Source organism: Variovorax paradoxus (genome assembly GCF_030815975.1).
In the GTDB taxonomy this organism is placed as follows: Bacteria; Pseudomonadota; Gammaproteobacteria; order Burkholderiales; family Burkholderiaceae_C; genus Variovorax; species Variovorax paradoxus_N.
Genome location: NZ_JAUSXL010000002.1, coordinates 2,713,147 through 2,736,859 on the forward strand (window position 1 = coordinate 2,713,147; position 23,713 = coordinate 2,736,859).

24 protein-coding genes, 1 tRNA gene and 1 pseudogene are annotated in these 23,713 nt (G+C 68.8%); 10 read left to right on the forward strand and 16 right to left on the reverse strand.

The window, feature by feature from the left end:
- Nucleotides 1–5: 5 nt before the first annotated feature.
- Both QFZ47_RS16415 and QFZ47_RS16420 read right to left on the reverse strand, forming a co-directional pair.
- Nucleotides 6–1,779: pseudogene (locus QFZ47_RS16415) on the reverse strand (bifunctional alpha/beta hydrolase/class I SAM-dependent methyltransferase).
- Nucleotides 1,780–1,821: 42 nt separating this feature from the next.
- Entirely contained in the window at nt 1,822–2,424 is a 603-nt protein-coding gene (locus QFZ47_RS16420) for a CDP-alcohol phosphatidyltransferase family protein (protein ID WP_307656631.1), read from the reverse strand.
- A 169-nt stretch (nt 2,425–2,593) separates the two neighbouring features.
- Here QFZ47_RS16420 and ruvB point away from each other — a divergent pair, with 169 nt between their 5' ends.
- The 3 genes from ruvB to QFZ47_RS16435 all read left to right on the forward strand — a co-directional run bounded on the left by ruvB (nt 2,594) and on the right by QFZ47_RS16435 (nt 5,581).
- Nucleotides 2,594–3,658 (forward strand): Holliday junction branch migration DNA helicase RuvB, encoded by a 1,065-nt coding sequence (gene ruvB, locus QFZ47_RS16425; RefSeq protein ID WP_307656632.1) that lies wholly within the window; start codon nt 2,594–2,596, stop codon nt 3,656–3,658.
- A gap of 6 nt (nt 3,659–3,664) precedes the next feature.
- Nucleotides 3,665–4,621, forward strand: coding sequence for a CDF family Co(II)/Ni(II) efflux transporter DmeF (gene dmeF, locus QFZ47_RS16430; protein ID WP_307656633.1), 957 nt, complete (start codon nt 3,665–3,667; stop codon nt 4,619–4,621).
- Nucleotides 4,622–4,711: 90 nt separating this feature from the next.
- Nucleotides 4,712–5,581: a UDP-2,3-diacylglucosamine diphosphatase gene (locus QFZ47_RS16435; RefSeq protein ID WP_307656634.1), complete on the forward strand. Its 870-nt coding sequence runs from the start codon at nt 4,712–4,714 to the stop codon at nt 5,579–5,581.
- A 31-nt stretch (nt 5,582–5,612) separates the two neighbouring features.
- On the opposite strand, the gene QFZ47_RS16440 is transcribed toward QFZ47_RS16435, so the two are convergent.
- Genes QFZ47_RS16440 through QFZ47_RS16450 form a run of 3 tightly spaced genes read right to left on the reverse strand, consistent with a single transcriptional unit; the run spans nt 5,613 to nt 7,826 of the window.
- Nucleotides 5,613–6,902 carry a c-type cytochrome gene (locus QFZ47_RS16440; RefSeq protein WP_307656635.1) on the reverse strand — a complete coding sequence of 430 codons (1,290 nt, stop codon included), beginning with the start codon at nt 6,900–6,902 and terminating at the stop codon, nt 5,613–5,615.
- Between the two features lie 7 nt (nt 6,903–6,909).
- Complete coding sequence (locus QFZ47_RS16445) at nt 6,910–7,641, reverse strand: c-type cytochrome (RefSeq protein WP_307656636.1); 732 nt, start codon at nt 7,639–7,641, stop codon at nt 6,910–6,912.
- Nucleotides 7,638–7,826: a DUF2970 domain-containing protein gene (locus QFZ47_RS16450; protein ID WP_018906214.1), complete on the reverse strand. Its 189-nt coding sequence runs from the start codon at nt 7,824–7,826 to the stop codon at nt 7,638–7,640. Before QFZ47_RS16450 ends, QFZ47_RS16445 begins: the two co-directional genes overlap by 4 nt.
- A 100-nt stretch (nt 7,827–7,926) precedes the next feature.
- Here QFZ47_RS16450 and QFZ47_RS16455 point away from each other — a divergent pair, with 100 nt between their 5' ends.
- Together QFZ47_RS16455 and alkB are read left to right on the forward strand one after the other, a co-directional pair.
- Entirely contained in the window at nt 7,927–9,378 is a 1,452-nt protein-coding gene (locus QFZ47_RS16455) for an aminotransferase-like domain-containing protein (RefSeq protein WP_307656637.1), read from the forward strand.
- Nucleotides 9,375–10,037 carry a DNA oxidative demethylase AlkB gene (gene alkB, locus QFZ47_RS16460; RefSeq protein WP_307656638.1) on the forward strand — a complete coding sequence of 221 codons (663 nt, stop codon included), beginning with the start codon at nt 9,375–9,377 and terminating at the stop codon, nt 10,035–10,037. The genes QFZ47_RS16455 and alkB overlap by 4 nt, the downstream gene beginning before the upstream one ends.
- 25 nt (nt 10,038–10,062) lie before the next feature.
- Here alkB and QFZ47_RS16465 read toward each other — a convergent pair whose 3' ends face one another.
- The gene (locus tag QFZ47_RS16465; protein ID WP_307656639.1) at nt 10,063–10,974 is read right to left on the reverse strand and encodes a c-type cytochrome; all 912 of its coding nucleotides are present in this window, start codon (nt 10,972–10,974) and stop codon (nt 10,063–10,065) included.
- A gap of 154 nt (nt 10,975–11,128) precedes the next feature.
- Between QFZ47_RS16465 and QFZ47_RS16470 the strand changes: the two genes are divergently transcribed.
- Nucleotides 11,129–11,857, forward strand: coding sequence for a TetR/AcrR family transcriptional regulator (locus tag QFZ47_RS16470; RefSeq protein ID WP_307656640.1), 729 nt, complete (start codon nt 11,129–11,131; stop codon nt 11,855–11,857).
- A 12-nt stretch (nt 11,858–11,869) separates the two neighbouring features.
- Here the strand turns inward: QFZ47_RS16470 and QFZ47_RS16475 are convergent, their stop codons facing one another.
- The 3 genes from QFZ47_RS16475 to QFZ47_RS16485 all read right to left on the reverse strand — a co-directional run bounded on the left by QFZ47_RS16475 (nt 11,870) and on the right by QFZ47_RS16485 (nt 12,930).
- On the reverse strand, nt 11,870–12,076 hold the full coding sequence (locus QFZ47_RS16475; RefSeq protein ID WP_307656641.1) for a hypothetical protein: 207 nt from the start codon (nt 12,074–12,076) through the stop codon (nt 11,870–11,872).
- Between the two features lie 56 nt (nt 12,077–12,132).
- Nucleotides 12,133–12,510, reverse strand: coding sequence for a hypothetical protein (locus tag QFZ47_RS16480; RefSeq protein WP_307656642.1), 378 nt, complete (start codon nt 12,508–12,510; stop codon nt 12,133–12,135).
- Nucleotides 12,511–12,853: 343 nt separating this feature from the next.
- Nucleotides 12,854–12,930: transfer RNA gene (locus tag QFZ47_RS16485), tRNA-Met, on the reverse strand.
- Nucleotides 12,931–13,078: 148 nt separating this feature from the next.
- Here QFZ47_RS16485 and QFZ47_RS16490 point away from each other — a divergent pair.
- Nucleotides 13,079–13,744 carry a sigma-70 family RNA polymerase sigma factor gene (locus tag QFZ47_RS16490; RefSeq protein WP_307656643.1) on the forward strand — a complete coding sequence of 222 codons (666 nt, stop codon included), beginning with the start codon at nt 13,079–13,081 and terminating at the stop codon, nt 13,742–13,744.
- Nucleotides 13,741–14,934, forward strand: coding sequence for a hypothetical protein (locus QFZ47_RS16495; protein WP_307656644.1), 1,194 nt, complete (start codon nt 13,741–13,743; stop codon nt 14,932–14,934). Before QFZ47_RS16490 ends, QFZ47_RS16495 begins: the two co-directional genes overlap by 4 nt.
- Nucleotides 14,935–14,987: 53 nt before the next feature.
- Here the strand turns inward: QFZ47_RS16495 and QFZ47_RS16500 are convergent, their stop codons facing one another.
- The gene (locus QFZ47_RS16500) at nt 14,988–15,767 is read right to left on the reverse strand and encodes an enoyl-CoA hydratase (RefSeq protein WP_307656645.1); all 780 of its coding nucleotides are present in this window, start codon (nt 15,765–15,767) and stop codon (nt 14,988–14,990) included.
- A 134-nt stretch (nt 15,768–15,901) separates the two neighbouring features.
- Here QFZ47_RS16500 and QFZ47_RS16505 point away from each other — a divergent pair, with 134 nt between their 5' ends.
- Complete coding sequence (locus tag QFZ47_RS16505) at nt 15,902–16,507, forward strand: DUF2325 domain-containing protein (protein ID WP_307656646.1); 606 nt, start codon at nt 15,902–15,904, stop codon at nt 16,505–16,507.
- A 10-nt stretch (nt 16,508–16,517) separates the two neighbouring features.
- Here the strand turns inward: QFZ47_RS16505 and QFZ47_RS16510 are convergent, their stop codons facing one another.
- From QFZ47_RS16510 to QFZ47_RS16520, 3 genes are read right to left on the reverse strand one after another with little or no spacing between them, the layout of a single operon-like run.
- Nucleotides 16,518–18,368 carry a M61 family metallopeptidase gene (locus QFZ47_RS16510; RefSeq protein WP_307656647.1) on the reverse strand — a complete coding sequence of 617 codons (1,851 nt, stop codon included), beginning with the start codon at nt 18,366–18,368 and terminating at the stop codon, nt 16,518–16,520.
- A complete protein-coding gene (locus QFZ47_RS16515) occupies nt 18,368–19,090 on the reverse strand; it encodes a DsbC family protein (protein ID WP_307656648.1) in 723 nt (240 codons plus the stop codon). The genes QFZ47_RS16510 and QFZ47_RS16515 overlap by 1 nt, the downstream gene beginning before the upstream one ends.
- A gap of 20 nt (nt 19,091–19,110) precedes the next feature.
- Nucleotides 19,111–20,247 carry an FAD-dependent monooxygenase gene (locus tag QFZ47_RS16520; RefSeq protein WP_307656649.1) on the reverse strand — a complete coding sequence of 379 codons (1,137 nt, stop codon included), beginning with the start codon at nt 20,245–20,247 and terminating at the stop codon, nt 19,111–19,113.
- A 99-nt stretch (nt 20,248–20,346) separates the two neighbouring features.
- Here QFZ47_RS16520 and QFZ47_RS16525 point away from each other — a divergent pair, with 99 nt between their 5' ends.
- Nucleotides 20,347–21,228 (forward strand): MOSC domain-containing protein, encoded by an 882-nt coding sequence (locus QFZ47_RS16525; RefSeq protein WP_307656650.1) that lies wholly within the window; start codon nt 20,347–20,349, stop codon nt 21,226–21,228.
- Here the strand turns inward: QFZ47_RS16525 and rbsD are convergent, their stop codons facing one another.
- From rbsD to QFZ47_RS16540, 3 genes are read right to left on the reverse strand one after another with little or no spacing between them, the layout of a single operon-like run.
- Complete coding sequence (gene rbsD / locus QFZ47_RS16530; RefSeq protein ID WP_307656651.1) at nt 21,229–21,627, reverse strand: D-ribose pyranase; 399 nt, start codon at nt 21,625–21,627, stop codon at nt 21,229–21,231. It abuts the gene before it with no gap.
- Complete coding sequence (gene rbsK, locus QFZ47_RS16535) at nt 21,624–22,589, reverse strand: ribokinase (RefSeq protein WP_307656652.1); 966 nt, start codon at nt 22,587–22,589, stop codon at nt 21,624–21,626. Before rbsK ends, rbsD begins: the two co-directional genes overlap by 4 nt.
- On the reverse strand, nt 22,586–23,695 hold the full coding sequence (locus tag QFZ47_RS16540) for a LacI family DNA-binding transcriptional regulator (RefSeq protein WP_307656653.1): 1,110 nt from the start codon (nt 23,693–23,695) through the stop codon (nt 22,586–22,588). The genes rbsK and QFZ47_RS16540 overlap by 4 nt, the downstream gene beginning before the upstream one ends.
- Between the last annotated feature and the right edge of the window lie 18 nt (nt 23,696–23,713).

A 23,713-nucleotide genomic window follows, 5' to 3' on the forward strand; every position in this document is an offset into this window, starting at 1 on the left:
GCAGCTCACGCGACCCTCACCGCGAGCGAGACGGTGAAGATGCCCCACTCGTCGATGCGCTGGTCGATCTTGCGGAAGCCCGCTTCCTCCACCAGCTGGTCCATCTCGGCCTGCGTGCGGCGGCGCATCACCCAGGCTTCGCCCTGGCGATGGCTGGTGAGCGCGCGCGCAATCATTTCGAGCTGCGGATGCCAGGGTTGGCCGGTGTAGACCAGATAGCCGCGGTCTTCCACCGCATCGCCCACGCCCGCGAGCGAGCGCCGCACCATCTCGTTGTCGGGGAACAGCTCATAGAGGCCCGACACCACCGCGAGCGTGGGGCGCGGCGTCACGGTGGCCAGGCTGATGCGGTCGAAGGCATCGGCCTGCACGAACTGCGCCACGTCTTCCAGGCCCTTCTCGGCAATGAGCGCGCGGCCGTCGCGCACGTTGATGTCGCTGTAGTCGCGCAGCAGGATCGAGCTGGCCTTGACCGGGCTCGCAAGCACCGCGTCGAGCACGTAGCGGCCATGGCCGGCCGCGATGTCCATCACGCGCACCTCGCGGTGCATCTCGGCCAGGCGCTCCATGGCGATGCGGATCAGCTCCTCGACATGGATCTTGCGTTGCCGGATGCCGCGCCAGCCGATCGAGTTCAGGTAGGTTTTGTCAACGGAGCGGCCCAGCGCGCCCTTGCCCTGCGGCTCGTTGCGGTAGACGTAGTCGAGCGTGCTGCCCGAATCGAAGCCGGTGTCGTGCCCGAGCTTCACGCCGCGCGAGAGCATGCCGCCCAGGCGCAGGCTGGCCCGCGTCATCCCCCAGTAGGCGCCGCGCAGCGAGAGCGGCGCCAGCGGCTCGGCCAGCGCGCGCGACTCGTCGGCGGTGTTGCCGCCCAGGTGCGCGGCGCGCAGGTCGACCGGCGCGGGAGGCTGGTCGAACAGCTGCAGGATGAACTCGCGGATGGCCTGCACCGCGGGCGCCCGGTCCTTCTCGCCCAGCGTGTCGTGGAAGAAGCCCGGCAGTTCCAGCTTGGTTTTCACCGCGCTGCCCAGACGTTCGAAGAACTGGTGCTGCGGCTTGTGGTGCACCACCCAGTCCGCGCCTGAGATCAGCAATTGCACCGGCAGCGTGATCGCGTTGGCGTCGGCCACCACCCGGTCGGCCGCTTCGTAGAGGCCGAGCAGGATGTTCACCGCGATGGGCCGCGAGATCAGCGGATCGCTTTCGTAGCTTGCGATGCGCTCGGGGTCGTGCGTGAGGAACTTCGCCTTCACATAGCTGTTGACGAAGAACAGGCCGCGCAGCTTGTGCATCAGCCCCAGCCCGGCGCGCGCGAACGGCACGTAGAGCTTGACCTTGAAGGCCGGCGAGGGCCAGCGTGAGCCCGCGCACCTTGGGCGCGTAGTCGTGCGCCCAGGTTGCAACCAGCACGGCGCCCACGCTCTGCGCAATCACGTGGATGTCGTGTTCCGCCACGCCGTGCGCGCTGCCGATGTGCTGGACGAAGGTCTGCACGTCGCGCACCGAGCTTGCAAAGCTCGGGCTGTAGCCGCGCTGGCCCGGCGAGCGGCCGTGGCCGCGCGCGTCCCATGCGAAGAAGTCGAAGTCGGGCAGATTCAGCTCGTCGACCAGGTGCGCCATGCGTGCGCCGTGCTCGTGGCCGCGGTGAAACAGCACGATCGCGCCGCGGCGCGTGGCACCCGTGGCCGGCCAGTGCCGGTAGAAGAGCGATTCGCCGTCGTGCGTGCGGAACTGGCGCTCCTGCGGAATGCGTTGTTGATTGGTGTTGTGGTCGGTCATCGGATCCCTGTCGCTATTTATGTTTGTTCGTTGTGTGCGGGTTTACGCCGCTTCGGCCAGCGCGTGGCGCACGCGGTTGACCACCGTCCAGGCCACGAGCACTGCGGCAAGCGGCATCAGCCACGCCGTCCAGCCCGGCAGCGGCCAGCCCAGTGCCACATAGAGGCCGAGCGCGCCGAACACGAAGGCACGGTCGCTCTTGCCGAGCGGGCCGTCGTAGCGGCGCGAGGCACCCACCGTGGGGCCCAGCGCGCCCGCGAATTCGCTCAGCCCCGCCAGCACGATCACCGTGCCGACCCAGAACGGGCTGAACGGCTGCACCAGCGCAAACGGCAGGTACAGCGCGGCATCGGACACCACGTCGGTCAGTTCGTTGAGGAAGGCGCCGAGTCGGCTTTGCTGGCCATGCTCGCGCGCCAGCATGCCGTCGATGGCGTTGAACGCCATGCGCACGGCCATCCACGCCGGGATGAGCCCGAAGGCGGCCAGAGAGGGTGCGGCGAAGAAAAGCCAGAGCCCGAGGGCGACCGAAACCACGCACGCGGCCAAGGTGACCTGGTTCGCGGTGATGCCCATGGCATGCAGGCGGCCGACGAGCGGCCGCAGCAGCCCCTGGAACCGGGGTTTCAGTTCGTAGATCGACACGTGCTGGCTTCCCCTCGTTTGTTATATGGCCGAAGCATTCTGCCAGTGTGGGGAGTGGCCCCCACGCTCGGCACTTCGTGTCCTCGCTGCCCCCCGAGGGGGCCGCTCGCTTGCTTGGGGCGGCCCGGCGCGCGCTCGGACTAAACTTGCTGTCGCACCCCCTCATTTCATGACCATCCAGACCGACGATTTCGCCCCTGCAGCGCCCCGCGTGGTGTCCGCCGCCCCCTCTTCGCCCCAGGAAGAGGCCATCGAGCGGGCGCTGCGCCCCAAGCTGCTCGACGAATACGTCGGCCAGGCCAAGGTGCGCGAGCAGCTCGAGATCTTCATCGGCGCGGCGCGCAAGCGCAAGGAAGCGCTCGACCACGTGCTGCTGTTCGGCCCGCCAGGCCTGGGCAAGACCACGCTGTCGCACATCATCGCGGCCGAACTGGGCGTGAACCTGCGCCAGACCTCCGGGCCGGTGCTCGAGAAGCCCAAGGACCTGGCGGCGCTTCTGACCAACCTGGAGCCCAACGATGTGCTCTTCATCGACGAGATCCACCGGCTCAGCCCGGTGGTCGAGGAAATCCTCTACCCCGCGCTGGAGGACTACCAGATCGACATCATGATCGGCGAAGGCCCCGCGGCGCGCAGCATCAAGCTCGACCTGCAGCCTTTCACGCTGGTGGGCGCCACCACCCGCGCCGGCATGCTCACCAACCCGCTGCGCGACCGCTTCGGCATCGTGGCGCGGCTGGAGTTCTACACGCCCGAGGAACTGGCGCGCATCGTGCGGCGCAGCGCCGGCCTGCTCAAGGTGGACACCGACGCGGCCGGCGGTTTCGAGATCGCGCGCCGTTCGCGCGGCACGCCCCGCATTGCCAACCGCCTGCTGCGGCGCGTGCGCGACTATGCCGAAGTGAAGGGCGACGGCCGCATCACCGAAGACATCGCGCACAAGGCGCTCGCCATGCTCGACGTCGATCCGCAGGGCTTCGACCTGATGGACCGCAAGCTGCTCGAAGCCGTGATCCATCGCTTCGACGGCGGCCCGGTCGGGCTGGACAACGTGGCGGCCAGCATCGGCGAGGAGCCGGGCACCATCGAGGACGTGATCGAGCCCTACCTGATCCAGCAGGGCTACCTGCAGCGCACGCCGCGCGGGCGCATCGCCACGCTGGCGGCCTACCGCCACCTGGGCGTGACGCCGCCCTCGAGCCGCTCCGACGGACAAGACCTTTTCGGAATCTGACCCACCATGCATACCCATGACCTGAGTGCCTGGCAGCACGACCATCATTTCGGCGCAGGCAACGAATCGGCCGAGCGCAGCACCCGCCTCGTGATGTGGATCACCGCCGCAATGATGGTGGTCGAGATCGGCGCCGGCTGGTGGTTCAACTCCATGGCGCTTCTGGCCGACGGCTGGCACATGAGCTCGCATGCGCTGGCCATCGGCCTGAGCGCCTTCGCCTACGCGGCGGCGCGGCGCTATGCGCGCGATCCGCGCTTTGCCTTCGGCACCTGGAAGATCGAGGTGCTGGGCGGCTTTGCGAGCGCGCTGATGCTGCTGGGGGTCGCGGCGCTGATGGTGGTGGGCTCGGTCGAGCGGCTCCTCTCGCCCTCGGTCATCCACTACCGCGAAGCCGTGGCGGTGGCCGTGCTCGGGCTGGTGGTCAACCTGGTCTGCGCACGGCTGCTGGGGTCGGCGCACCATCACGGGCATGGGCACGACCATGGCCATGCGCACCATCATCACGACGACCATGGCCATGCGCACGGCCACGACCTGAACCTGCGCTCCGCCTACCTGCACGTGGTGGCCGATGCCGCCACCTCGGTGCTGGCCATCGGCGCGCTGCTCGGCGGCTGGTTCTTCGGCTGGTCCTGGCTCGACCCGGTGATGGGCATCGTCGGCGCGGTGCTGGTGGCCGTGTGGGCCAAGGGCCTGCTCAAGGAAACCGGCAAGGTGCTGCTCGACCGCGAGATGGACCATCCCGTGACGGCCGAGATCCGCGAAGGCGTGGAAACGATGCTGGCCGATTCGGAAACCCGCGTGGCCGACCTGCACGTGTGGCGCGTCGGCCGCGAGGCCTATGCCTGCGCGCTCACGGTGGTGACGCACTCGCCCACGCTCACGGCCGACGAGGTGCGGGCCTGCTTCTCGATGCACGAGGAAATCCGCCACTCCACAGTGGAAATCCAGCGCTGCTGAGGACGCTCGCCGAAGCGCGGACTTCGGCGTCACCGAAACGTCACGGGAGTGCCATCGCCCGGTCACGCGGTGGTGGGAGCCTACCCGTCCATGCAACGCGACGATGCTTTCCTGCGCGCATGGCGCGACACCGCGACCCGGGCTCCCGAGCCGGAGGACGACGATCTTGCGCGCCCGCCGCTGCGCTGCCGCACCCTCTGGATCTCCGACCTGCACCTGGGCACGCCCGGCTGCCAGGCGCGCGCGCTGCTCGACTTTCTCAAGCACACCGAGTGCGAGACCCTGTTCCTGGTCGGCGACATCATCGACGGCTGGCAGCTCAAGCGCCACTGGTACTGGCCGCAGGCGCACAACGACGTGATCCAGAAGCTGCTGCGCAAGGCGCGCAAGGGCACGCGCGTGATCTTCATCCCGGGCAACCACGACGAGTTCGCGCGCAAGTACCTCCACCACAACTTCGGCGGCATCGACGTGGCCGAGGAATGGATCCACGAGACCGCCGACGGCCGCAAGCTCTGGATCATCCACGGCGACCTGTTCGATGGCGTGATCCAGTGCGCCAAGTGGCTCGCGCACGTGGGCGATTCGCTCTACGAATTCACGCTCAAGCTCAACCGCCACCTCAACTCGCTGCGCGCGCGCATGGGGCTGCCGTACTGGTCGCTCTCCAAGTACCTCAAGGGCAAGGTCAAGCGCGCCGTGAGCTACGTGGGCGACTTCGAGAACGCCGTGGCGCGCGAGGCCCGCAAGCGCGGCGTGCAGGGTGTGGTCTGCGGCCACATCCACCATGCCGAGATGCGCGACATCGACGGCATCCTCTACTGCAACGATGGCGACTGGGTCGAGAGCCTCACGGCGCTGGCCGAGCATGCCGACGGCACGCTGGAGATCATCGACTGGGCGCAGCACATGCCGGTGCCGGCGAAAGCGGGCGCGCCGCGCGAGCCCGTGGCGGCCTGAGCCTGAGCGGGCGGGCCTGCCAGCCGATTCTTCAGCGCCGCATCGTGTCGAGCTGCGTCACGGGCGGGCTGTCATTGCCCCACGACCCGCGAATGAAGGTGAGCACTGCGGCCACGTCGCCCGCATCGAGCACTTGCCCGAACGGCGGCATGCCATAGGGCCGCGGGTTGCCTGCCGTGGAGGGCAGGTAGCCGCCGTGTGCAATCACCTGGATCAGGTTCGTCGTCTGCGCCATGTTCACGGCGCGGTTGCCTGCCAGCGGCGGAAAGGCGCCGGGCGCGCCCTGGCCCTGGTCGCCGTGGCAGTAGGCGCATTGCTGGTCGTAGATTTTGGCGCCGCGGGCCATGGTGCCGGCATCGCGGCGCGCGGATGCGGCTGCCGTGCGAACGGGCGCCGCAGGTTGCGCCGGCACGCCGGGCAGGTCTTTCAGGTAGCTGGCCATCGCGGCCAGGTCGGCCTCGCTCAGGTACTGCGTGCTGCGAAAGACCACGTCCGCCATCGGCCCCATGACCGAGCCGCGCGGCGCAACGCCGTTCTTGAGCAGCGCCACCACATCGGCCGTCGGCCAATCGGCCACGCCGGCCTCGTGCGGATCGGCCAGCGATGGCGCATACCAGTTCTCCACCGCGATCAGCCCACCCGAAAGCCCCAGCTTCGCCTGCGTTGCGCCGAGCGAATCGCGGCTGCCATGGCAGGCGATGCAATGGCCCAGTCCGCCGACTAGGTAGGCGCCGCGGTTCCATTCGGCCGGCTTTCCTGCGTTGGCCACGAAAGCCTCGGGCTTGAAAGAGAGGGCCCGCCAAACCGCCAGCGCGGCCTGCGTGTCGTAGGGAAAGCGCAGCCGGTGCGCCAGGTTGGGCGCCGGCGCGGGCGGCACGCTGCGCAGGTAGGCGTAGATCGCATCCGAGTCTTCGCGCGTCACCTGCGTGAAGTTCGGATACGGGAACGCGGGATACAGCAGGCGGCCGTCCTTGCTGCGGCCGTTGTGCATCGCGCGCCAGAAGTGCGCGCTGCTCCAGCTGCCGATGCCGTTCTGCGCGTCGGGCGTGAGATTGCTCGAATACACGGTGCCGAAGGGCGTCTCGATCGGCAGCCCGCCGGCATAGGGCTGGCCGCCGCGCGTGGTGTGGCAGCCGGCGCAATTGCCGGCCAGCGCGAGGTAGCGCCCGCGCTCGATCAGCTGCGGCGTGGCGTTGAAGTCTTCGGCCTGTTCCGGCAGCGGGTCTTCGCCGCGCAGATTCAGCGCGGCGATGCCGCCGGCCGCGGCGCCCAGCAGCAGCACCAGAACCAGCAGCGTCCAGCCGAGGTGTCGCATCTTCATCGGCGCCTCACTTCGGCATACCGCCGCAGGGCATCGGCAGTGCGGCGGGCAGCGAGGCGGCGGGCTTGGGATCGGCCGGCATCGGCTGCACCGCGAGCCAGCTGGCCACGGCGTTGATGTCGGCGGTGGTCATGCGGCGGCCGATGTCGGCCATGCAGTCGGGCGCCAGCGCATGCCGCTCGCTGGTGAGCCAGGCGCCGAGCTGCGACGACACATAGAGGCGGGGCAGCCCCAGCAGCCCTGGAATGGCCGGCTGCACGCCGGTGAGCGCGGCGCCGTGGCATTGCACGCAGGCCGGAATGCGTCGCGCGGCATCGCCTTCGAGCGCCAGCTGGCGGCCGCGCGCCAGCTGCGCGGGCGGCGCGTCGCTGGCGGGCGAGACGGGCGGATAGGGCAGGTCTAGGCCCGCGAAGTACTCGGCCATTTCCATCAGGTAGGCGTCGGAGAGGTGCTGCACCATGTAGCTCATGTCGGCGTTGAAGCGCCGGCCGTCGCGAAAGCTCCGCAGCTGGTTGAACAGGTAGCCCGCGGGCTTGCCCGAGAGGCGCGGAAAGTAGCCGGCGTTGGTGGTCGCGCCTTCGCGCCCGTGGCAGGCGATGCAGGCGGCGACGCGCTGCTCGATGCCGCCCGCGGAAGAAGCTGCCGGAGTGGCAGGCGTCGCCGCCATGGCGAGAATGCCGTGGCCGAGCAGCAGCAATGCAATTGCGGCGAACCGGCGGGCGGCCTTGTTCTTCTTCATGTGCCGGCCGCGAAGTGCGCCAGCGCCAGCAGCCCCGCAATGAGCAGCAGCACCGTGACCAGCGCAACGCCGACGAGCGGCAGCAGCCCCACCTGGGCGGTGCGCCGGTCGGCATCCGCGCGGCGGCCGCCCAGCCCGATGAAACTCCAGAGAACCGCGCGTACCGCGCGCATGAGATTGGACATGCACCGACTGTGCCGCAAGCGCGGCCAAAAAAACAGACGCAGATCCGAGCCAAATCACCGGTGCAGATAAAGTCTCCCCTCGAATGAAGACCGCCCTGCCATGAAGCGCTACGAAGCCCTTGCCGCCGACATCGAGGCGTCGATCCGCCACGGCACGCTCAAGACCGGCGACCGGCTGCCCTCGGTGCGGCACACCGGCGAGAGCCGCGGCGTGAGCGCGTCCACCGTGTTCCAGGCGTACTACCTGCTGGAGGCGCGCGGCCTGGTGCGCGCGCGGGACCGCTCGGGCTACTACGTCACCGGCGGCGGGCTGCGCGATGCGCCGCCCGAGGCCAACCTCACCTCCCGCCCGGCCGAGGGCCCCAGGTCGCTCGACGTGAGCGACCAGGTGTTCGACATCCTCGAGGCCAGCATGTCGCGCAAGGTGGTTCCCTTCGGCTCGGCGTTTCCGAGCCCGTTGCTGTTTCCGCTCGCACGGCTGGGCCAGTTCATGGCCGCGAGCGCCAAGTCGCTCGATCCGTGGAGCACCGTGGACGATCTCACGCCCGGCAGCGCGGCACTGCGCCGGCAGATCGCGCTGCGCTACCTGGGCGACGGCATGCAGGTGCCGGCCGATGAAATCGTCATTACCAACGGCGCTCTGGAGGCGCTCAACCTGTGCCTCGCGGCGGTCACGCGCCCCGGCGATTCGGTGATCGTCGAATCGCCCACCTTCTATGCGGCCCTGCAGGCGCTCGAGCGCATGGGCCTGCGCGCGATCGAGGTGCCGACGCATCCCGGCGAAGGCATCGACCTGGGCGCGCTGGAGCTCGCCATTGCTGCGCACCGGCCCAAGGTCTGCTGGCTGATGACCACCTTCCAGAACCCGCTGGGCAGCCTGATGCCCGACGCGAAGAAAAAAGCCCTGGTGGAACTGCTCGCGCGCCACGCGCTGCCGCTGATCGAGGACGACGTGTATGCCGAGCTCTACTTCGGCGACCGGCGCCCGCCGCCGGCCAAGGCCTTCGACACGCAGGGCCTGGTGCTGCATTGCTCGTCGTTCTCGAAATGCCTCGCACCGGGCTACCGCATCGGATGGGCATCGGCCGGTCGCTTTGCGCGCAACGTGGCGCGCTTGAAGCTGACGACCACGCTCAGCACCTCGGTGCCCGCGCAGCTCGCGCTGGCAAGCTACCTGGAAAAAGGCGGCCTCGACAAGCACCTGCGCAAGCTGCGCCAGGTACTGGCCGTGCAACAGGCAAGTTTCGCGCAGGCGGTGGGCCACTACTTTCCCGCGGGCACGCGCGCCACGCGGCCGCTGGGCGGCTACTTCCTGTGGGTCGAGCTGCCGGCGCAGGTGAATGCGCTCGAGATTCATCGCAAGGCGCTGGAACTGGGCATCAGCGTGGCACCGGGGCCGATCTTTTCGGCCACGCGCGGCTTCGCGCACTGCCTGCGCCTGAACTATGGGCATGCCTGGAACGCGCAGAGCGAAAAGGCGATGCAGACCCTGGGGCAATTGGTGGCAGCAGCTGCCGCAGACAGCCCGCCGCGCGAGAAAATCGTTTCGTGACCTTCGACCTTTTCTCCGATGCCCTCGAAGATGCCGCATCGCCGCGCGGCAAGGAAGCGATCGGGCCCGGCGCATTCGTCCTGCGCGGATTCGCGCTGCCCTTCGCGGACGAGCTGCTGCTTGCGCTGCATGAGGTCGAGCAGCGTGCCGCCTTCCGCCATCTGGTGACCCCCGGCGGTTTCACGATGTCGGTCGCGATGACCAACTGCGGGCGGCTCGGCTGGATCTCCGACCGGCGCGGCTATCGCTATGGCGAACACGATCCCGAAACGGGCCTGCCCTGGCCCGCGATGCCGGCGGCTTTCGCGCGCTTGGCCGAGGCGTCGGCCGCCGAGGCGGGGTTTGCGGGCTTCCAGCCCGACGCCTGCCTGGTGAACCGCTACGAACCCGGCACGCGGCTGTCACTGCACCAGGACAAGGACGAGCGCGACTATGGCGCGCCCATCGTCTCGGTGTCGCTCGGCATGCCGGCCACATTTCTCTTCGGCGGACTCGCGCGCAGCGACAAGGCCACGCGCATTGCGCTGGTGCACGGCGACGTGGTGGTGTGGGGTGGGCCCGACCGGCTGCGCTACCACGGCGTGCTGCCGCTCCAAGACCGGCCGCATGCGCTGCTGGGCAGCCGCCGCATCAACCTGACCTTTCGCAAGGCAGGCTGATGAAGCGTGCCGCGATGGCCGCGCGCTAACTCTGCGAGCCCGACGGAAGGCTCTTCAGGAACAGGTGCAATGCGCGCACGTCGGTGTCGTTCATCTCGCGCAGCGACTCGAAGGGCATGACCTTCACCGCCGTTCCATCCGGCCGCTTGCCCGTCTTGAACAGCGCGAGCAGCGCCTCCGCATCCGGATAGCGGACCATCGCGCTTCCATCGCCCGGCGTCAGGTTGGAAGCCGCCGGCCATTCGGGCGGGCCGCCCGGGATCTTGCCGCCGGCGAGCCTGGCGCCGTGGCACCCGAGGCACATGTTCGCGACGTAGGCGCCGTGCTTCACCGTCACGCTCTCGGGCACCGGCTGCTCGGGCGGCTTCGCGTGGTCGATCTTCGCCGCGGCATCGTGCATGAGGCCGAAGCCATAGAAGGCGCGCACCGGCAGCGGCAGCTCGACCACCGCGCCCGCGCCGCTTGCCGGCTCCTTGAAGCGCAGGTAGGCCACCAGCGATGCAAGATCGTCGTCGGTCAGCCGGTTGTAGTCTTCGCTCGGCATCACCATGAGCGGCCGGCCGCCGCGCGAGACGCCATGGCGGATGGCGCGAACCCAGTCCACCGGCGTGTAGCCGGCCACCACGCTGCCCGGCCCGGGGCTGATGTTCGGCCCCGCAATGCGCATGCCCTTGCCGTCGTCCAGGAACACGCGGCCGTTGGCCTGCGCGCCATGGCAATCGACGCAGCCGCGCGATGCGAACAGGTAGCGCCCCCGTTCGAGCGCTGCGCTGTCGCTCGCGCTGCGGAACGGCACGCCTTGCACCGCGATGTCGACCGTGCGCTGCATCTTGCGGGTCGCGAGTTCGTTGCCCAGCCACAGGGCGGCGGCCGCCATGGCCACCAGCACCGCGATCAGCACGGCGGCGCGCTTCGCCCATCTTCTGGCGGCGTTCATTGGCGCACCCTTGGCGCTGCGCTCATGCAAAGCCTTTGCGATGCGCGCGCATTGCTGCGCATTTCAAAGACCGGACGGAAGGGGCGGAGATCGGATCGCATGGCAGACTCTTGCTATTGAATGTGTTGATCAAAAATGCATACAGCGTTTAAAAATGGATAGTACGTTCGGCTTCATGGCACCGTCCATACCACTTCCGGCCGCCCTGGCCGAAAGTCTTGGTGTGCCCCGGCCCGGCCTGTTGAAGCGCGAGCGCACGCGGCTGCAGCTGGTGCAGGCGGCCATCAGGGTATTCAGCGCGCGCAGCTACGCTGGCGCCACCATGCAGGAAATAGCGGCCGTGGCCGGCATGACGACGGGCACCGTCTACAACCACTTCAAGACCAAGGAAGACGTGGCAAGCGCCGTGGCGCTGTGGCTCGCCGACACGCTGTGCCAGCGCATTGCCGACAGCCAGGCCGGCGTGGCCGAGGGCGCCCAGCGCATGGCCATCGGAATCCAGCGCTACATCTGGCTGGCGCGGGAAAGCCCCGCGTGGGCGCTGCTGATGCTCGATGTGTCGGCTGCCGCGCCGGTGCTGCTGCACGAGATCCGGCACTACGCGCTGGCCGACATGCGCCTTGCCATCAGGCAGAAGAGCTTTCGCGTGCCCAGCGAAGCGGCCGCCATGGATGTGCTGAACGGCAGCGTGGCGCAGGCCATGCGCAGCGTCGCCATGGGCGGGCCGCCGGCCAGCCACGGGCGGCACGTGGCAGCCTGCCTGCTGCGGGCATTCGGCATGGAGCCCGCCGACGCCACAGAAGTGGCCCGCCGCCCCCTGCCGCCGTTTCCCGCCTTGGCGGCCGGACCGATCAAGGCGGCGCGCGGCCGGCGCAAGGCCTGAAATCCGGCCAAGTCAACTGATGACTTGTTCCTTCTTTCTGTGCACAACTCTGTGGGTTGTCTGAGGACCGGGGTCGCCGAAGCCAGCATTGACGGGGGTTTGCACCACATTGCCTGCGGAATGGGCACCGGGGCGGGCGACGCCAAAAACGGAGATGACGGTGAGCCGAAACAGTCGCCTGGAAAAAACAAAAAAGCCTTGCAAGTTGTTGACTTGCAAGGCTTTTAGTGAACTTGGTGTCGTTGTTTCGTTCCGAGTTTTTCGCTCGGGAAATATCAGTTCCTCTGCTGCTCCGCCTTCGAGTGATGGAAGTAAAGATAGATCAAGCCGATGGGCGCAATGAAGATCGCAAAGGCCCAGCAAAGCAGCATCGTGATCGCCTTCACGAAAAGCATCAAAAAGGCATTGACGAAGAAGACATTGTTGCCCATGACGAATCCAACTGCGCTCTCATAGACGAAGCGCGCGTAAGGGTAGAGCAGGGTGTTGAGCGCGAACAGCAGTGCCAGAGGCAGGCCCACATCTGTGGGCCCCGACCGGCCTCTTGTCATCATGAACAAGGTGAATGCGGGGAAGATCAGGCCGAAAAGAAACTGCCTGATGTAGTAGGCGCGTGACAGCCCGCCAAAAGTTTTGACCAGCACTGGGTGCATATTGTTCTCTCCCTGAAAATCGTTTTATATCGGCGTGACAGCGCCGAAATTGATGCTACTTCACCGATGCGCGGATTTCGCTGCGACGTTTTGAGATGAGTCGACGAAATTCGCGAGGTTGTGTGCAAAATTGCCGCCGCCGGAGCCGGGCAGGAGCAGTTTCAGAAGACGCGATGCACTGCTTGGTTGCGGCCGCCGCGATCGCCGTCGGTTCCTGCGAAAGTTGCTGCGGAATCGCGTGCGTGCACCAAAGGTACAAGGACTCGAGCGGCATGAAAAAAGCCCCAAGTAGTTGATTTACTTGGGGCTTTCTGACTTTTGCGGAGAACCGCAAAAGTGGTGTTGGTGGCTCTTCACGGACTCGAACCGCGGACCTGTGGATTATGATTCCATCGCTCTAACCGACTGAGCTAAAGAGCCGTTCGGCACAGTTTTGTGCCGAGCCCGAAATTATAGCGCAAGCTGCGGGCCCGGAATCGAGCCCGCCGAGCCGCATGCGGCGTCTTTTTTGCGATGGCCAACCCCGAAGCCGGCCGCCGCCCGTACAACCCCGGGTGAAAATCCGTCGATGTCTGCGCTGCCCCGCGCCCCTTCCTCCAAAGCCGCCACCGAGCGCGACGCCATGCCCGACGACCAGTTGATGCTGGCCTATGCGCACGGCGACGGTGCAGCGTTCGACGTGCTCTATGCGCGCCACGAGGGCGGGCTGTTCCGCTTCGTCAAGCGGCTGCTGGGCGCCCGGCTGGCCGCGCAGGCGGACGAGGTGTTCCAGGACACTTGGGTGCGCATCATCTCCGCGCGCGACAGCTTCTCGCCGCAGGGCGCCGCCTGGCGCACCTGGGCCTTCACGATCGCGCACAACCTGGCGATGGACCGGCTGCGCGTGAGCGGGCGCGAAGTGGCGCTCGATACGCATCCGGACGATGGCGACGACGCCGTTCCCGCGCTCGACCGCGGCGTGCGCGGCGCGATGGACGCCGCGGCGCATCCTTCGGCCGAGGAGCTCGCGTTCTGGCGCGCCGCCGGCCGGCGCCTGCTGGCCTGCCTCGACGAACTGCCGCCCGAGCAGCGCGCCGCGTTCCTGCTGCACCACGAAGACGGGTTGACCGTCGAGGCTCTTGCGGCCAGCCTGGAGATCGGTTTCGAGACGGTGCGCAGCCGCCTGCGCTATGGGCTGCAGAAACTGCGCGGCTGCATGGAACGCTACCTGTCGGTGCTGGAGCAGCGCGCATGAACAGCGGCAGCGGCAGCGGCAACGGCACCCCCGGCTTCGAAGGTGGCAGCGAAGACGCCACGCTGCGCGACCCCGCACTGCGCCGCGCGCTGGACCATGCGCCGGACAGCGACGCGCTGCCCGATCCGCGCACACGCGACGCCATCAGGAAGATGGCGCACAACCTTGCACCGGTTCCCGCGGCGGCGGCCGAAGACAAGGGGGCCGCGCCGTGGTGGCGCCGGCTGTTCGGCGGCGGTGGGGGATCGCATGCCCGCATGCCGTGGAACGCGGCCTTTGCGACCGTGCTGCTGGCCACCTTCGTGACTGTGCTCTGGCACCGCGAACCGGTGCCCGATGCGCGGCTGGATGGAGAGGCGGGAGTTGCCTCGGCACCTGCAACCGCTCCAGAGGCGGCGCCGTCCGCGGCCGCGGTTCCGGCACCGGCACCGGCGCCGGCACCGGCGCAGCCGCAGGCCGAGGCGGCGAGAGACTCGGCGAGCGAAGAATCAATGCGAAAGAGGGAGAGCGCAGCCCGCCGATCCGCGCCGCCGCCCTCCGGCAAGCAGGCTGCTGCGCCAGCGCCCCAGTCCCAGATCAGCCAGGCCGCGCCGGAGCCATCGCCCTTGCCACCACCGCTCCCCGCAACAGCGCCACCAGCAGCGGCGATTGCACCGGCGCCGCCTCCCCCGGCCATGGCTCCTGCAGCGCCGCCCGCTACCCGCGAGGCCGTCAGCGGCGGCGTTTCTGCGTCCTCTCTAGCCCTGTCGGCGCCGCAGCAGCGCAGCCCCAATGCCGAGGCCGCCGCCGGCATGTTGCGCTCGGCCCCCGCGCCGCGCGCGGCCGTGATGGGTGACAAGGCTGCGGCAAGTCCGGCTGAAGGTGCGCCGACGTTCTCGGCGCTCGACCAATGGACGTCGTTGAATGCAATGCGCGCCGGACAAGGCGTGCGCCATGCGCGCGGCGATACCGAGGGGCTGGCCGCGCTGGTCAACACGCTGGCCCGTTCGGCCACGGCGCCCGGCGCCGAGCTGGCCGCGCCGGTCGAGGCGCGGCTGGAGCTCTACCGCGGTGCCGCCTTGCTCGCGGTGCTCGAAATCGCAGGCGACCAGGTGCGCTGGATGCCGCAGGGCAGGGCGGCCGGTGCCTCGGTCGGCACGCCGCCAGCCCAGGCGCTGGCTGATCTGAGAGCGCTGCTCGTGCGCCAGTAGCGCAGCAAGCAAACAGCCGCCGGCGCGGCGCTCAACCAGGCGCGCGCTGTCGCTCAGGCGTTCTTGAAGTCCGGCTGGCGCTTGGCAAGAAAGGCGTCCATGCCTTCCTTCTGGTCGGCCGTGGCGAACAGCGCATGGAACAGCCGGCGCTCGAACATCACACCGTCGGAAAGGCCGCTCTCGAAGGCGCGGTTGACCGACTCCTTGGCCGCCATCACCGCGATCTGCGAGTAGCCCGCGATGATGAGCGCAGCGCCGAGCGCTTCGTCGGCCAGTTTCTCGAAGGGCACCACGCGGCTCACGAGGCCCGCGCGCTCGGCTTCGGCGGCGTCCATCATGCGGGCGGTGAGCGCCATGTCCATCGCCTTGCTCTTGCCCACCGCGCGCGGCAGGCGCTGCGTGCCGCCGGCGCCGGGGATCACGCCGATCTTGATTTCGGGCTGGCCGAACTTGGCGTTGTCGGCCGCGATGATGAAGTCGCACATCATCGCCAGTTCGCAGCCGCCGCCGAGCGCAAAGCCGCTCACGGCCGCGATCACGGGCTTGCGGATCGAGCGGATGGTTTCCCAGTTGCGCGTGATGTAGTCGCCCTTGTAGGTGTCGATGAAGCTGTACTTGGCCATCGCGGCAATGTCGGCGCCGGCCGCAAAAGCGCGTTCGCTGCCCGTCAGGATGATGCAGCCGATGGCATCGTCGGCATCGAAGGCCTTGAGCGCGGTGCCCAGTTCGGTCATGAGCGCGTCGTTGAGCGCGTTGAGCGCTTTGGGCCGGTTGAGGGTAACGATGCCGACCTTGCCTGCTTCGGTCCGCACTTCGATGTTTTCGTAGCTCATGGTGTCTCCAGGGGAAGGAAAAAAACGCGTCCCACTATACCGAGCAAGGTTTGCCATCCACCGGCGCCGGGGCGATCGCGAGGTTCTGCATTTGAGAATTATTCTCATCTAGAATGCCCGCCATGGAGTTCCCGATGCAAGAACATGCCGTGTTGCTGCGGGCCTATGCCCGGGTCCAGGAACGCTGCTCGCAAATGATGGCCGAGCAGGCTGCCCGGATCGAGCGGCTCGAGGCGCAGGTCGCGCGGCTGCGCGGCGCGCTGGTGGCGCGCGATTCCGCCGTGGCCATCGTGCGCGAAGAACTCGCGGCGCGCGCGGCCGCGGGCAGTGCGCTGCCCAAGCGCCTCGATGCGCTGCTGGCACCGGCGAGCCAGCAGCGCGCCATGCCGATGCCGCAGCCTCACGACGCGCCGGCCGACCTGCGCGAAAAGGCCGTGCTGTGCGTCGGCCGCGAGCAGCAAGAGGCGCCATCGCTCGCGCGCCAGCTGGTGGAAATTGCCGGCGGCCGCTATTTGCACCACGACGGCGGCGACGATGCCGACGAGCTGGCACTCGAAGCCGGGCTGCGCGCCGCCGATCTGGTCATCTGCCAGACCGGCTGCGTGAGCCACGGCGCCTACTGGCGCGTGCAGGACCATTGCCGGCGAACCGGCAAGCCCTGCGTGCTGGTGGGCGAGCCGCAGCCGATCCAGTTCGTGCGGCAGCAGCCGGCTGCCACTGCCACCGGGTCCGAACGGTAGCGGGCCGTCCTCAGCGCCGGGCGCCCGGCGCGAGCCAGTCTGCGACCTTGGTCGCGTCGTGCAGGAACAGGCGCCAGGTGGTCGAACCCACCGGCAGCACCAGCGGGAGCCTCCGCAGCTTGCGATCGCGCGCCACCAGCGCGGTGCAGCGCGTGGCGTCGCCGAGGTACAGCGCCAGGTCGTCGAGCTTGGCGATGCGCCAGGCCTGCGCGGGGCGTTGCTGGCCCTTGCGGCCGACCGCGGGCAGCTCGACGCCGATCCATTCGTCGTGGGCCGAGAAGCCCGCCTTTTCGGCCGCGCCGCCGCGCAGCACCACCTTGACCTGAACGCTTCCGTTGGCCTCGGCCACGCGCAGGCCCAATGCCTGCGCCTGCTGCGAGGGGTCTTCGAGCGCGGCCACGCCATGCGCACGCAGCAGCTCCGCCAGCGGCAGCTCGTCGGTCGAATGCACCCACTGCGCGATCTCGGCCGCATAGGAGCGGCCGCCCACGGCCTCGAGCGCCGCGGCCACGTCGGCTTCGCTGATCGGGCCGCCGCCGCCCTGCGTCCACAGGTGGCGCATCACGTCGTCGAGCGTGCCCTGGCCTTCGCGGCGCAGCGTGAGGTCGAAGCACAGCGCCACCAGCGCGCCCTTGGTGTAGTAGCTGACGGTGCCGTTGGGCGTTTGCTCGTCCTGCCGGTAGTACTTGACCCAGGCGTCGAAGCTCGCCTCGGCCACCGACTGCACGAGCCGGCCCGGCGTCTGCAGCACCTGGTTCACGGTCTTGTTGAGCAGGCGCAGGTAGCCCGCATCGTCGATGCGTCCGGCGCGGCGCAGCAGCAGGTCGTCGAAGTAGCTGGTGAAGCCCTCGAAGAACCACAGCATGTGCGTGTAGTTTTCGCGGCTGTAGTCGTAGTGCGCGAATTCCGCCGGGCGCATGCGCTTCACGTTCCAGGTGTGGAAGTACTCGTGGCTGATGAGGCCCATCAGCGTGGTGTAGCCCTCGGGCTGCTTCTTCACGCCGCGCTGCGGCAGGTCGCGCCGGTTGCAGATCAGCGCGGTGGAGTGCCGGTGCTCGAGCCCGCCGTAGCCGTCGTCCACCGCGTTGAGCATGAACACGTAGCGGTCGATCGGCAGCTTGGGCCCGCCTCGCTTGCCGGCCTTGTCGCCGTGCCAGAAGCGGATCTCGGCTTCGCAGATGGCCTGGGTGTCGGCGATCAGGCGCTCGCCATCGAACGAGGCGGCGGCACCCGCGATCACAAAGCGGTGCGGCACCCCGCAGGCCTCGAACTCGGCGCTCCAGAAAGCGCCCATCTCGACCGGGCTGTCGGCCAGTTCGCCGTAGCCGGCGGCCAGGTAGCGGCCGAAGCCGTGCTTGTCGATCTTCGCGGGCACGAGCGCCGTGGCGCACGACCAGCGCGCATCGCCGGACAAAGCGGGCGCGGCGATCTCCAGCGCATGCGGCGCGTCGGTCTGGCCCTCGACCCGCAGGCACAGGCTGGTGCCGTTGAAGAAGCCGCGATCGGCGTCGAGCCAGGCGGTGCGCACCGAGTTGTCATAGGCGCAGACCTGGTAATGCAGCACCAGCGGTTGGCCCGGCACGCAATCGGCCTGCCAGCTGCACTTGTCGAGCTGCGTCAGCGCGGGCTTGCGGCGTCCTTGGGTGGCGCGCAGGCCCTGCAGGTTCTTGGCGAACTCGCGCACCAGGTAGCTGCCCGGAATCCACACCGGCAGCGTCACGCGCTGCTGCGCGGCGGGTGCTTCGATGGTCAGGGTGACGGCGAACAGGTGCGCATGCAGGTCGGCGCACTCGATGCGGTAGTGCACCGCGGCGGCCGGCGCAGCCGCTCGCGCGCGCCGGGAAACGGTCGACGTGGCCATCAGTTGATGGAGGCGGCGAGTTGCTTCTCGACCTGGTCCGCGGGAATGGCGCCCGGCGCGCGGGTGCCGTCGCTGAAGATCAGCGTGGGCGTGCCGGTGATGTTGTACTTGCGGCCGAACTCGACATTGCGCTGCAGCGCCGTTACGTCGCAGCTGCTGGCCGCGGCGGTGGGCTTGACGCTGGCTTCCATCCAGTCGCCCCAGGCCTTGCCCTTGTCCTTGCTGCACCAGATGTCGCGCGACTTCACGGCCGAATCGGGGCCGAGCACCGGGTAGAGGAACAGGTAGACGGTGACGTTGTCGACCGTCTTCATGTCCTTTTCGAAGCGCTTGCAGTAGCCGCAGTTCGGGTCTTCGAACACCGCGAGCTTGCGCTTGCCGGTGCCGCGCACGATCTTGATGGCGTCCTTCACGGGCAGCTTGTCGAACGAGACCTGGCTGAGCTTCTCGATGCGCTCCTCGGTCAGGTTCTTGCGCGCATTCACGTCGATGAGGTTGCCCTGCAGCAGGTAGTTGCCCTGCTCGTCGGTGTAGTAGATCTGGAAGCCGTTCACGCGCACTTCGTAGAGGCCCGGCAGCGGCGACTTCGTGACTTCCTCGATGGCCGGGAACTGCGGAATGCGCGCCGGAAGGTTCTTGCGGATTTCGGCTTCGCCGGCCAGGGCCGTGGCGGCCGCACCGAGCGTGCAGGCGGCGAGAAGAAGGTTGCGTACAAGTTTCATTGGAAGTCCGGTCGATGGATTCATGCCTTCAAGCCCATCGCCCGGTTGGCGATCCAGTGCTTGAGGAGGCGCGTGCGGTCGAAGCCGCGCATGCCCCAGTTGCGCAGCGCGGGCAGGGGCCCCGCGCTGTGCGAGAACAGCTGCTGCAGGCCGTCGGTGGCCAGGCTCATCTGCAGCACGTCGGCGCGGCGCGCGCGCTCGTAGCGGCGCAGCAGGCGCGGATCGCCCACGCTGCGCCAGTACTCGCGCTGCCTGATCACGTCGGCCAGCATGGCCGCATCGGCCAGGCCGAGATTGAGGCCTTGGCCCGCGAGCGGATGCACCGTGTGGGCCGCGTCGCCGGCCAGTGCCCAAGACTGCGAAGCAGCGCCCGGTGCCTGCGGCATCGTGCCGGTCCAGCGGTCGGCAATGGCGCGCGCGAGCGGCCAGGCGGCGCGTTCGCTCGTGAGCTTGAGAGCGCCGAGCGCGCCATGGCTGGCTTCGCTCACCGCAACATTGAATTCCTCCGCGCCTTGCGCCAGCAGGGCGGGCGCGCGCAGCTGGTCGACCGACCACACCAGCGCCAGCGAATGGCCCTGCACGCCGTCCATCGGCAGCAGCGCCAGCACCTCGCCCGTGTCGCTGAACCACTGGCGCGCCACGCCGTCGTGCGGCTGCGCTGCTTCGAGCCGCGCCGCAATCGCATGCTGCGGATAGCGTGTGACCGCGTAGCTCACACCGAGCGCATCGCGCGTGGCGCTGGCCTTGCCTTCGCACACCACGGTGAGCGGCGCGGGCACGGGCTCGGAGACGATCTCGACCTGCGGCTGGAAGCGGACCGCATCGGCCAGCTGCTGCTCGAGCGCGGGCACGTCGACGATCCAGGCCAGCGCATCGACCTTCTGCCGCACGGCGCTGAACTGCACGCGTCCGCCTTCGTCGCCGTTCACGAGCATCTCGCGCACCGGCGTGGCATGCGCCGCGTCGGGCCAGGCGCGCAGCGATTCGAGCAAGTTGCGCGAGGCGGTGTTGAGCGCATAGGCCCGGATGTCTTGCTTGCCCGCATCGGTGGGCGGAACCACCAGCGCGACGCGCACGCGCTCGCGCGCGAGCAGCAGGGCCAGCGTGCGGCCCACGATGCCGGCGCCGCGTATGCAAACTTCAGGAGGGAGGGCCATTCGGCCATTGTAAGAACAAGCTCATCCCCGGGGCTGCGCCGCTGGCGGGCCGATGCGGGACAATCGCTGCCCAATTCGAAGGAATCCAAGGAACCCCACGTGCCACAGCCCGCTTTCGACCTTGAAGCCACCATTGCGCGCCTGTTCGTCTACCCCGTCAAATCGTGCGCGGGGGTCGAGCTCCCCGAGATGCTGCTGACCGAGACCGGCCTGGAGTTCGACCGCGCCTGGATGGTGGTCGACGCGCAGGGCGAGTTCGTGACCCAGCGGCAATTGCCGCGCATGGCGCTGATCCGGCCGCAGATGAAGCACATGGAAGTGGTGCTGCGCGCGCCGGGCATGCTGGCCCTGCACCTGGCGTTCGACCGGGTCGAGAAGCCGGTGCGCGTGCGCGTCTGGAAGGACGAGGTGGCCGCCTACGACATGGGCGACATCGCCGCCCAGTGGTTCAGCGACTTTCTCTCCGAGCCGGGCAAGCCGCAGGCGCTGCGGCTGGTGCGCTTCGACCCCGAGCACAAGCGCCTGTCGAGCCTGCAGTGGACCGACGGCGTCGAGGCGACGAACCAGTTCGCCGACGGCTATCCGCTGCTGGTGGCCAGCGAGGGCTCGCTAGCCGAACTCAACGAGCGGCTGGCCGCTGCCGGCCATGATGCGGTCGGCATCGAGCGCTTCCGGCCGAACATCGTGCTGGCTGGCATCGAGTCGCACGACGAAGATCGGGTCGACGCGCTGCACGTCGCCACCGGCGAAGGCGAGGCCGAGCTCAAGCCCGTCAAGCCCTGCACCCGCTGCCCGATTCCCGACATCGACCCGGCCACCGCCACGAGCAGCCCCGAGGTCGGCGACATGCTGCGCACCTACCGCGCCGATCCGCGCGTCGACGGGCGCATCACCTTCGGCATGAACTGCATCGTGCTGCAGGGCGTGGAGCACATGCTCAAAGTGGGGCAGGCCGTGGGTGCGAACTACCGCTTCGAATAGCTAGAAGGTCACGCCGGCGTACAGGACGATGTTGGCGTAGGGCGTGCATTCGCCCGTGCGGATCACCGCCTTGGCGCGCGCGCTCAGGCGCTTGAGTTCCTCGTGCGACACCGTCTCCGGCAGGGCGGCCAGCTGGCCTTCGCACCATGCCGGCAGCTGTCCCGCCGGCAGCTGCCCGATGGCTTCGCGCGCGATCAGCGCGCGCTCCACCTGCATCTCCGAAAGCACGACCTTGAGCACGTCCGCGACCCGCGGAATCCCCGGCGTGAGCGCCAAGTCGATGCGCCGGGGGCCGTCCGGAATCGGCAGGCCGGCATCGCCGATCACCAGCATGTCGCCGTGGCCGAGCGCGGCAATCACTTGCGAGAGTTCGGCATGCAGCAGGGCGGTACGTTTCACAGCGCGATCCAGTCGGGAGTCAAGGGGCTTTGCAGCACGGCATCGCGCTGCGGAATGGAAGGCTGGGCGCCGGGCTGCTGAATGCACAGCGCGGCGGCGCGGATGCCCAGGCGCACGGCTTCGTCGAAGGACTGGCCTTCGCCCAGCGCCACGGCCAGCGCACCCAGGAAGGTGTCGCCTGCGGCCGTGGTGTCGACCGCCTGCACGGTGGGCGCGGGATGGTGGCGCGCGCCGTCGGCATCGATGGCCACGGCCCCGCGTGCGCCGAGCGTGACGACCACGCGCGCGACGCCCTTGGCGCGCAGGGCCTGGCCAGCCAGCGCGGCTTCCTGCGGGCTGTCGGCGGCCTGGCCGCACAGCGCCTGCGCTTCGATCTCGTTGACCACCAGCGTGTCGATGCGCGGCCACAGCGGCACGGCAATCGGCTGCACCGGCGATGGGTTGAGCAGCACCTTGCAGCCAGCCTCGTGCGCCACCGAAATGGCGCGCACGACCTGGTCCATAGGTATCTCGAACTGCGTCACCAGGAAGGCGGCGCCCTGCAGCTGCTGCCGCAGCGCCGCCGCGTCGATCTCGGCCTTTGCGTTGGCGCCGGGGATCATCACGATGCGGTTCTGGCCGCCGTCTTCCACCAGGATCAGCGCGGTGCCCGTGGGCTCGCTGCGGCTGGTGCGCAGCGCGGCGGTGTCGATGCCGTCGCGCATGAGCGCGTCGCGCAGCGCCTGGCCGTGCGCGTCGTCGCCGACGCAGCCGATCATGGCCACGCGGCCGCCTTCGCGCGCGCAGCTCACGGCCTGGTTGGCGCCCTTGCCGCCCGGGATGTGGGCGATCGAATGGCCCAGCAGTGTTTCGCCCGCGGCCGGCGCATGCGGCACGCGCAGCACGATGTCCATGTTGAGGCTGCCGAGCACCACGATGCGCGGCGGCGGGGCGGCGCTGGAAGAAGAAGGCTTCGAACTCACGGGGCGCGGGACTTTCGGTTTTGCATCGATGGCGCTTCGGACGAAGGCGCGGAAGAGGAAGAAGACGGAGCGGCCGCCTCGCGGAAGCTCGCATGCCGCGCGGTCGAGGCGCGCACGCGCAGCTCCGGCTGCAGCACCACCTTGCGCGCATCGCGCCGCTTGCCGCCCACGCGCTCCAGCAGCATGTCGACCGCCAGCGCACCGATGCGCTCCTTGGGCTGCGCCACGGTGGTGAGCGGCGGGCTGGTGTAGGCCGAGAGTTCGATGTCGTCGAAGCCGACGATCGAGAGCTCGTCGGGCACGTGCACGCCGCTTTCATGCGCGGCGCGCAGGGCGCCGATGGCCATCAGGTCGTTGCAGACGAAGACGGCCGAGGGCACCTCTTCGGTCCGCAGGATCGCGTGCATCGCCTCGTAGCCGCCCTGGCTCGTGAAGCCGCCGCGCCACAGCAGCGCGTCCGCATTCGCGATATCGGGTGTGGCGCCGCTCTCGGCCAGCGCCATGCGCCAGCCCTCGATGCGCTGCTCGCTCGGCATCACGCCCACCGGCCCGCCGATGCAGGCAATGCGCTTGTGGCCGAGCGACAGCAGGTGCCGCACCGCGAGCAGGCCGCCCTGCATGTGGGCGGTTTCCACCAGGTCGCAGGCCGGGTCGGCAATCTCGCGGTCGACCAGCACCGTGGGAATGCGCAGGCCGTGCAGCTGCGTGACGAGCGAATCGTCGTCGCCCGCGCCGGTCGACACCACGATCAGGCCGTCGATGCGGCGCTCGGCCAGCACCTGCAGGTAGACGCTCTGGCGGCGCGGCTCGTCGTCGGTGTTGCACAGCACCAGCGTGTAGCCGGCGCCGAAGCAGCGGTCTTCCACGATGCGCACGATCTCGGCAAAGTACGGGTTCGAGCTGTTCGGAATCAGCATGCCGAGCGTCGACGTGGTGTTGCTCTTGAGGCTGCGCGCCATGGCGTTGGGCACGTAGCCCAGTTCGCGGATGGCCTCTTCCACGCGCTCGCGCCCCTTGGCGCTCACATGGCGCGTGTCGTTGACCACGTGCGACACGGTGGTGACCGAAACCCCCGCGCGCAGCGCGACGTCCTTGATGGTGGCCATGGTTGCTTCCCCCTTTTT

Excerpts from the sequence above, each read along its gene's own strand:
- QFZ47_RS16450 (WP_018906214.1), bottom strand. The coding sequence starts at position 7,826 with ATGTCCAATCTCATGCGCGCGGTACGCGCGGTTCTCTGGAGTTTCATC.
- ruvB (WP_307656632.1), top strand. The coding sequence starts at position 2,594 with ATGACCATCCAGACCGACGATTTCGCCCCTGCAGCGCCCCGCGTGGTG.
- QFZ47_RS16510 (WP_307656647.1), bottom strand. The coding sequence starts at position 18,368 with ATGGCCACGTCGACCGTTTCCCGGCGCGCGCGAGCGGCTGCGCCGGCC.
- QFZ47_RS16470 (WP_307656640.1), top strand. The coding sequence starts at position 11,129 with ATGGATAGTACGTTCGGCTTCATGGCACCGTCCATACCACTTCCGGCC.
- QFZ47_RS16520 (WP_307656649.1), bottom strand. The coding sequence starts at position 20,247 with ATGGCCCTCCCTCCTGAAGTTTGCATACGCGGCGCCGGCATCGTGGGC.
- QFZ47_RS16505 (WP_307656646.1), top strand. The coding sequence starts at position 15,902 with ATGCAAGAACATGCCGTGTTGCTGCGGGCCTATGCCCGGGTCCAGGAA.
- QFZ47_RS16540 (WP_307656653.1), bottom strand. The coding sequence starts at position 23,695 with ATGGCCACCATCAAGGACGTCGCGCTGCGCGCGGGGGTTTCGGTCACC.
- QFZ47_RS16465 (WP_307656639.1), bottom strand. The coding sequence starts at position 10,974 with ATGAACGCCGCCAGAAGATGGGCGAAGCGCGCCGCCGTGCTGATCGCG.
- QFZ47_RS16440 (WP_307656635.1), bottom strand. The coding sequence starts at position 6,902 with ATGAAGATGCGACACCTCGGCTGGACGCTGCTGGTTCTGGTGCTGCTG.
- QFZ47_RS16455 (WP_307656637.1), top strand. The coding sequence starts at position 7,927 with ATGAAGCGCTACGAAGCCCTTGCCGCCGACATCGAGGCGTCGATCCGC.
- QFZ47_RS16480 (WP_307656642.1), bottom strand. The coding sequence starts at position 12,510 with ATGCACCCAGTGCTGGTCAAAACTTTTGGCGGGCTGTCACGCGCCTAC.
- QFZ47_RS16445 (WP_307656636.1), bottom strand. The coding sequence starts at position 7,641 with ATGAAGAAGAACAAGGCCGCCCGCCGGTTCGCCGCAATTGCATTGCTG.
- QFZ47_RS16490 (WP_307656643.1), top strand. The coding sequence starts at position 13,079 with ATGTCTGCGCTGCCCCGCGCCCCTTCCTCCAAAGCCGCCACCGAGCGC.
- dmeF (WP_307656633.1), top strand. The coding sequence starts at position 3,665 with ATGCATACCCATGACCTGAGTGCCTGGCAGCACGACCATCATTTCGGC.
- QFZ47_RS16515 (WP_307656648.1), bottom strand. The coding sequence starts at position 19,090 with ATGAAACTTGTACGCAACCTTCTTCTCGCCGCCTGCACGCTCGGTGCG.
- QFZ47_RS16500 (WP_307656645.1), bottom strand. The coding sequence starts at position 15,767 with ATGAGCTACGAAAACATCGAAGTGCGGACCGAAGCAGGCAAGGTCGGC.
- QFZ47_RS16435 (WP_307656634.1), top strand. The coding sequence starts at position 4,712 with ATGCAACGCGACGATGCTTTCCTGCGCGCATGGCGCGACACCGCGACC.
- QFZ47_RS16495 (WP_307656644.1), top strand. The coding sequence starts at position 13,741 with ATGAACAGCGGCAGCGGCAGCGGCAACGGCACCCCCGGCTTCGAAGGT.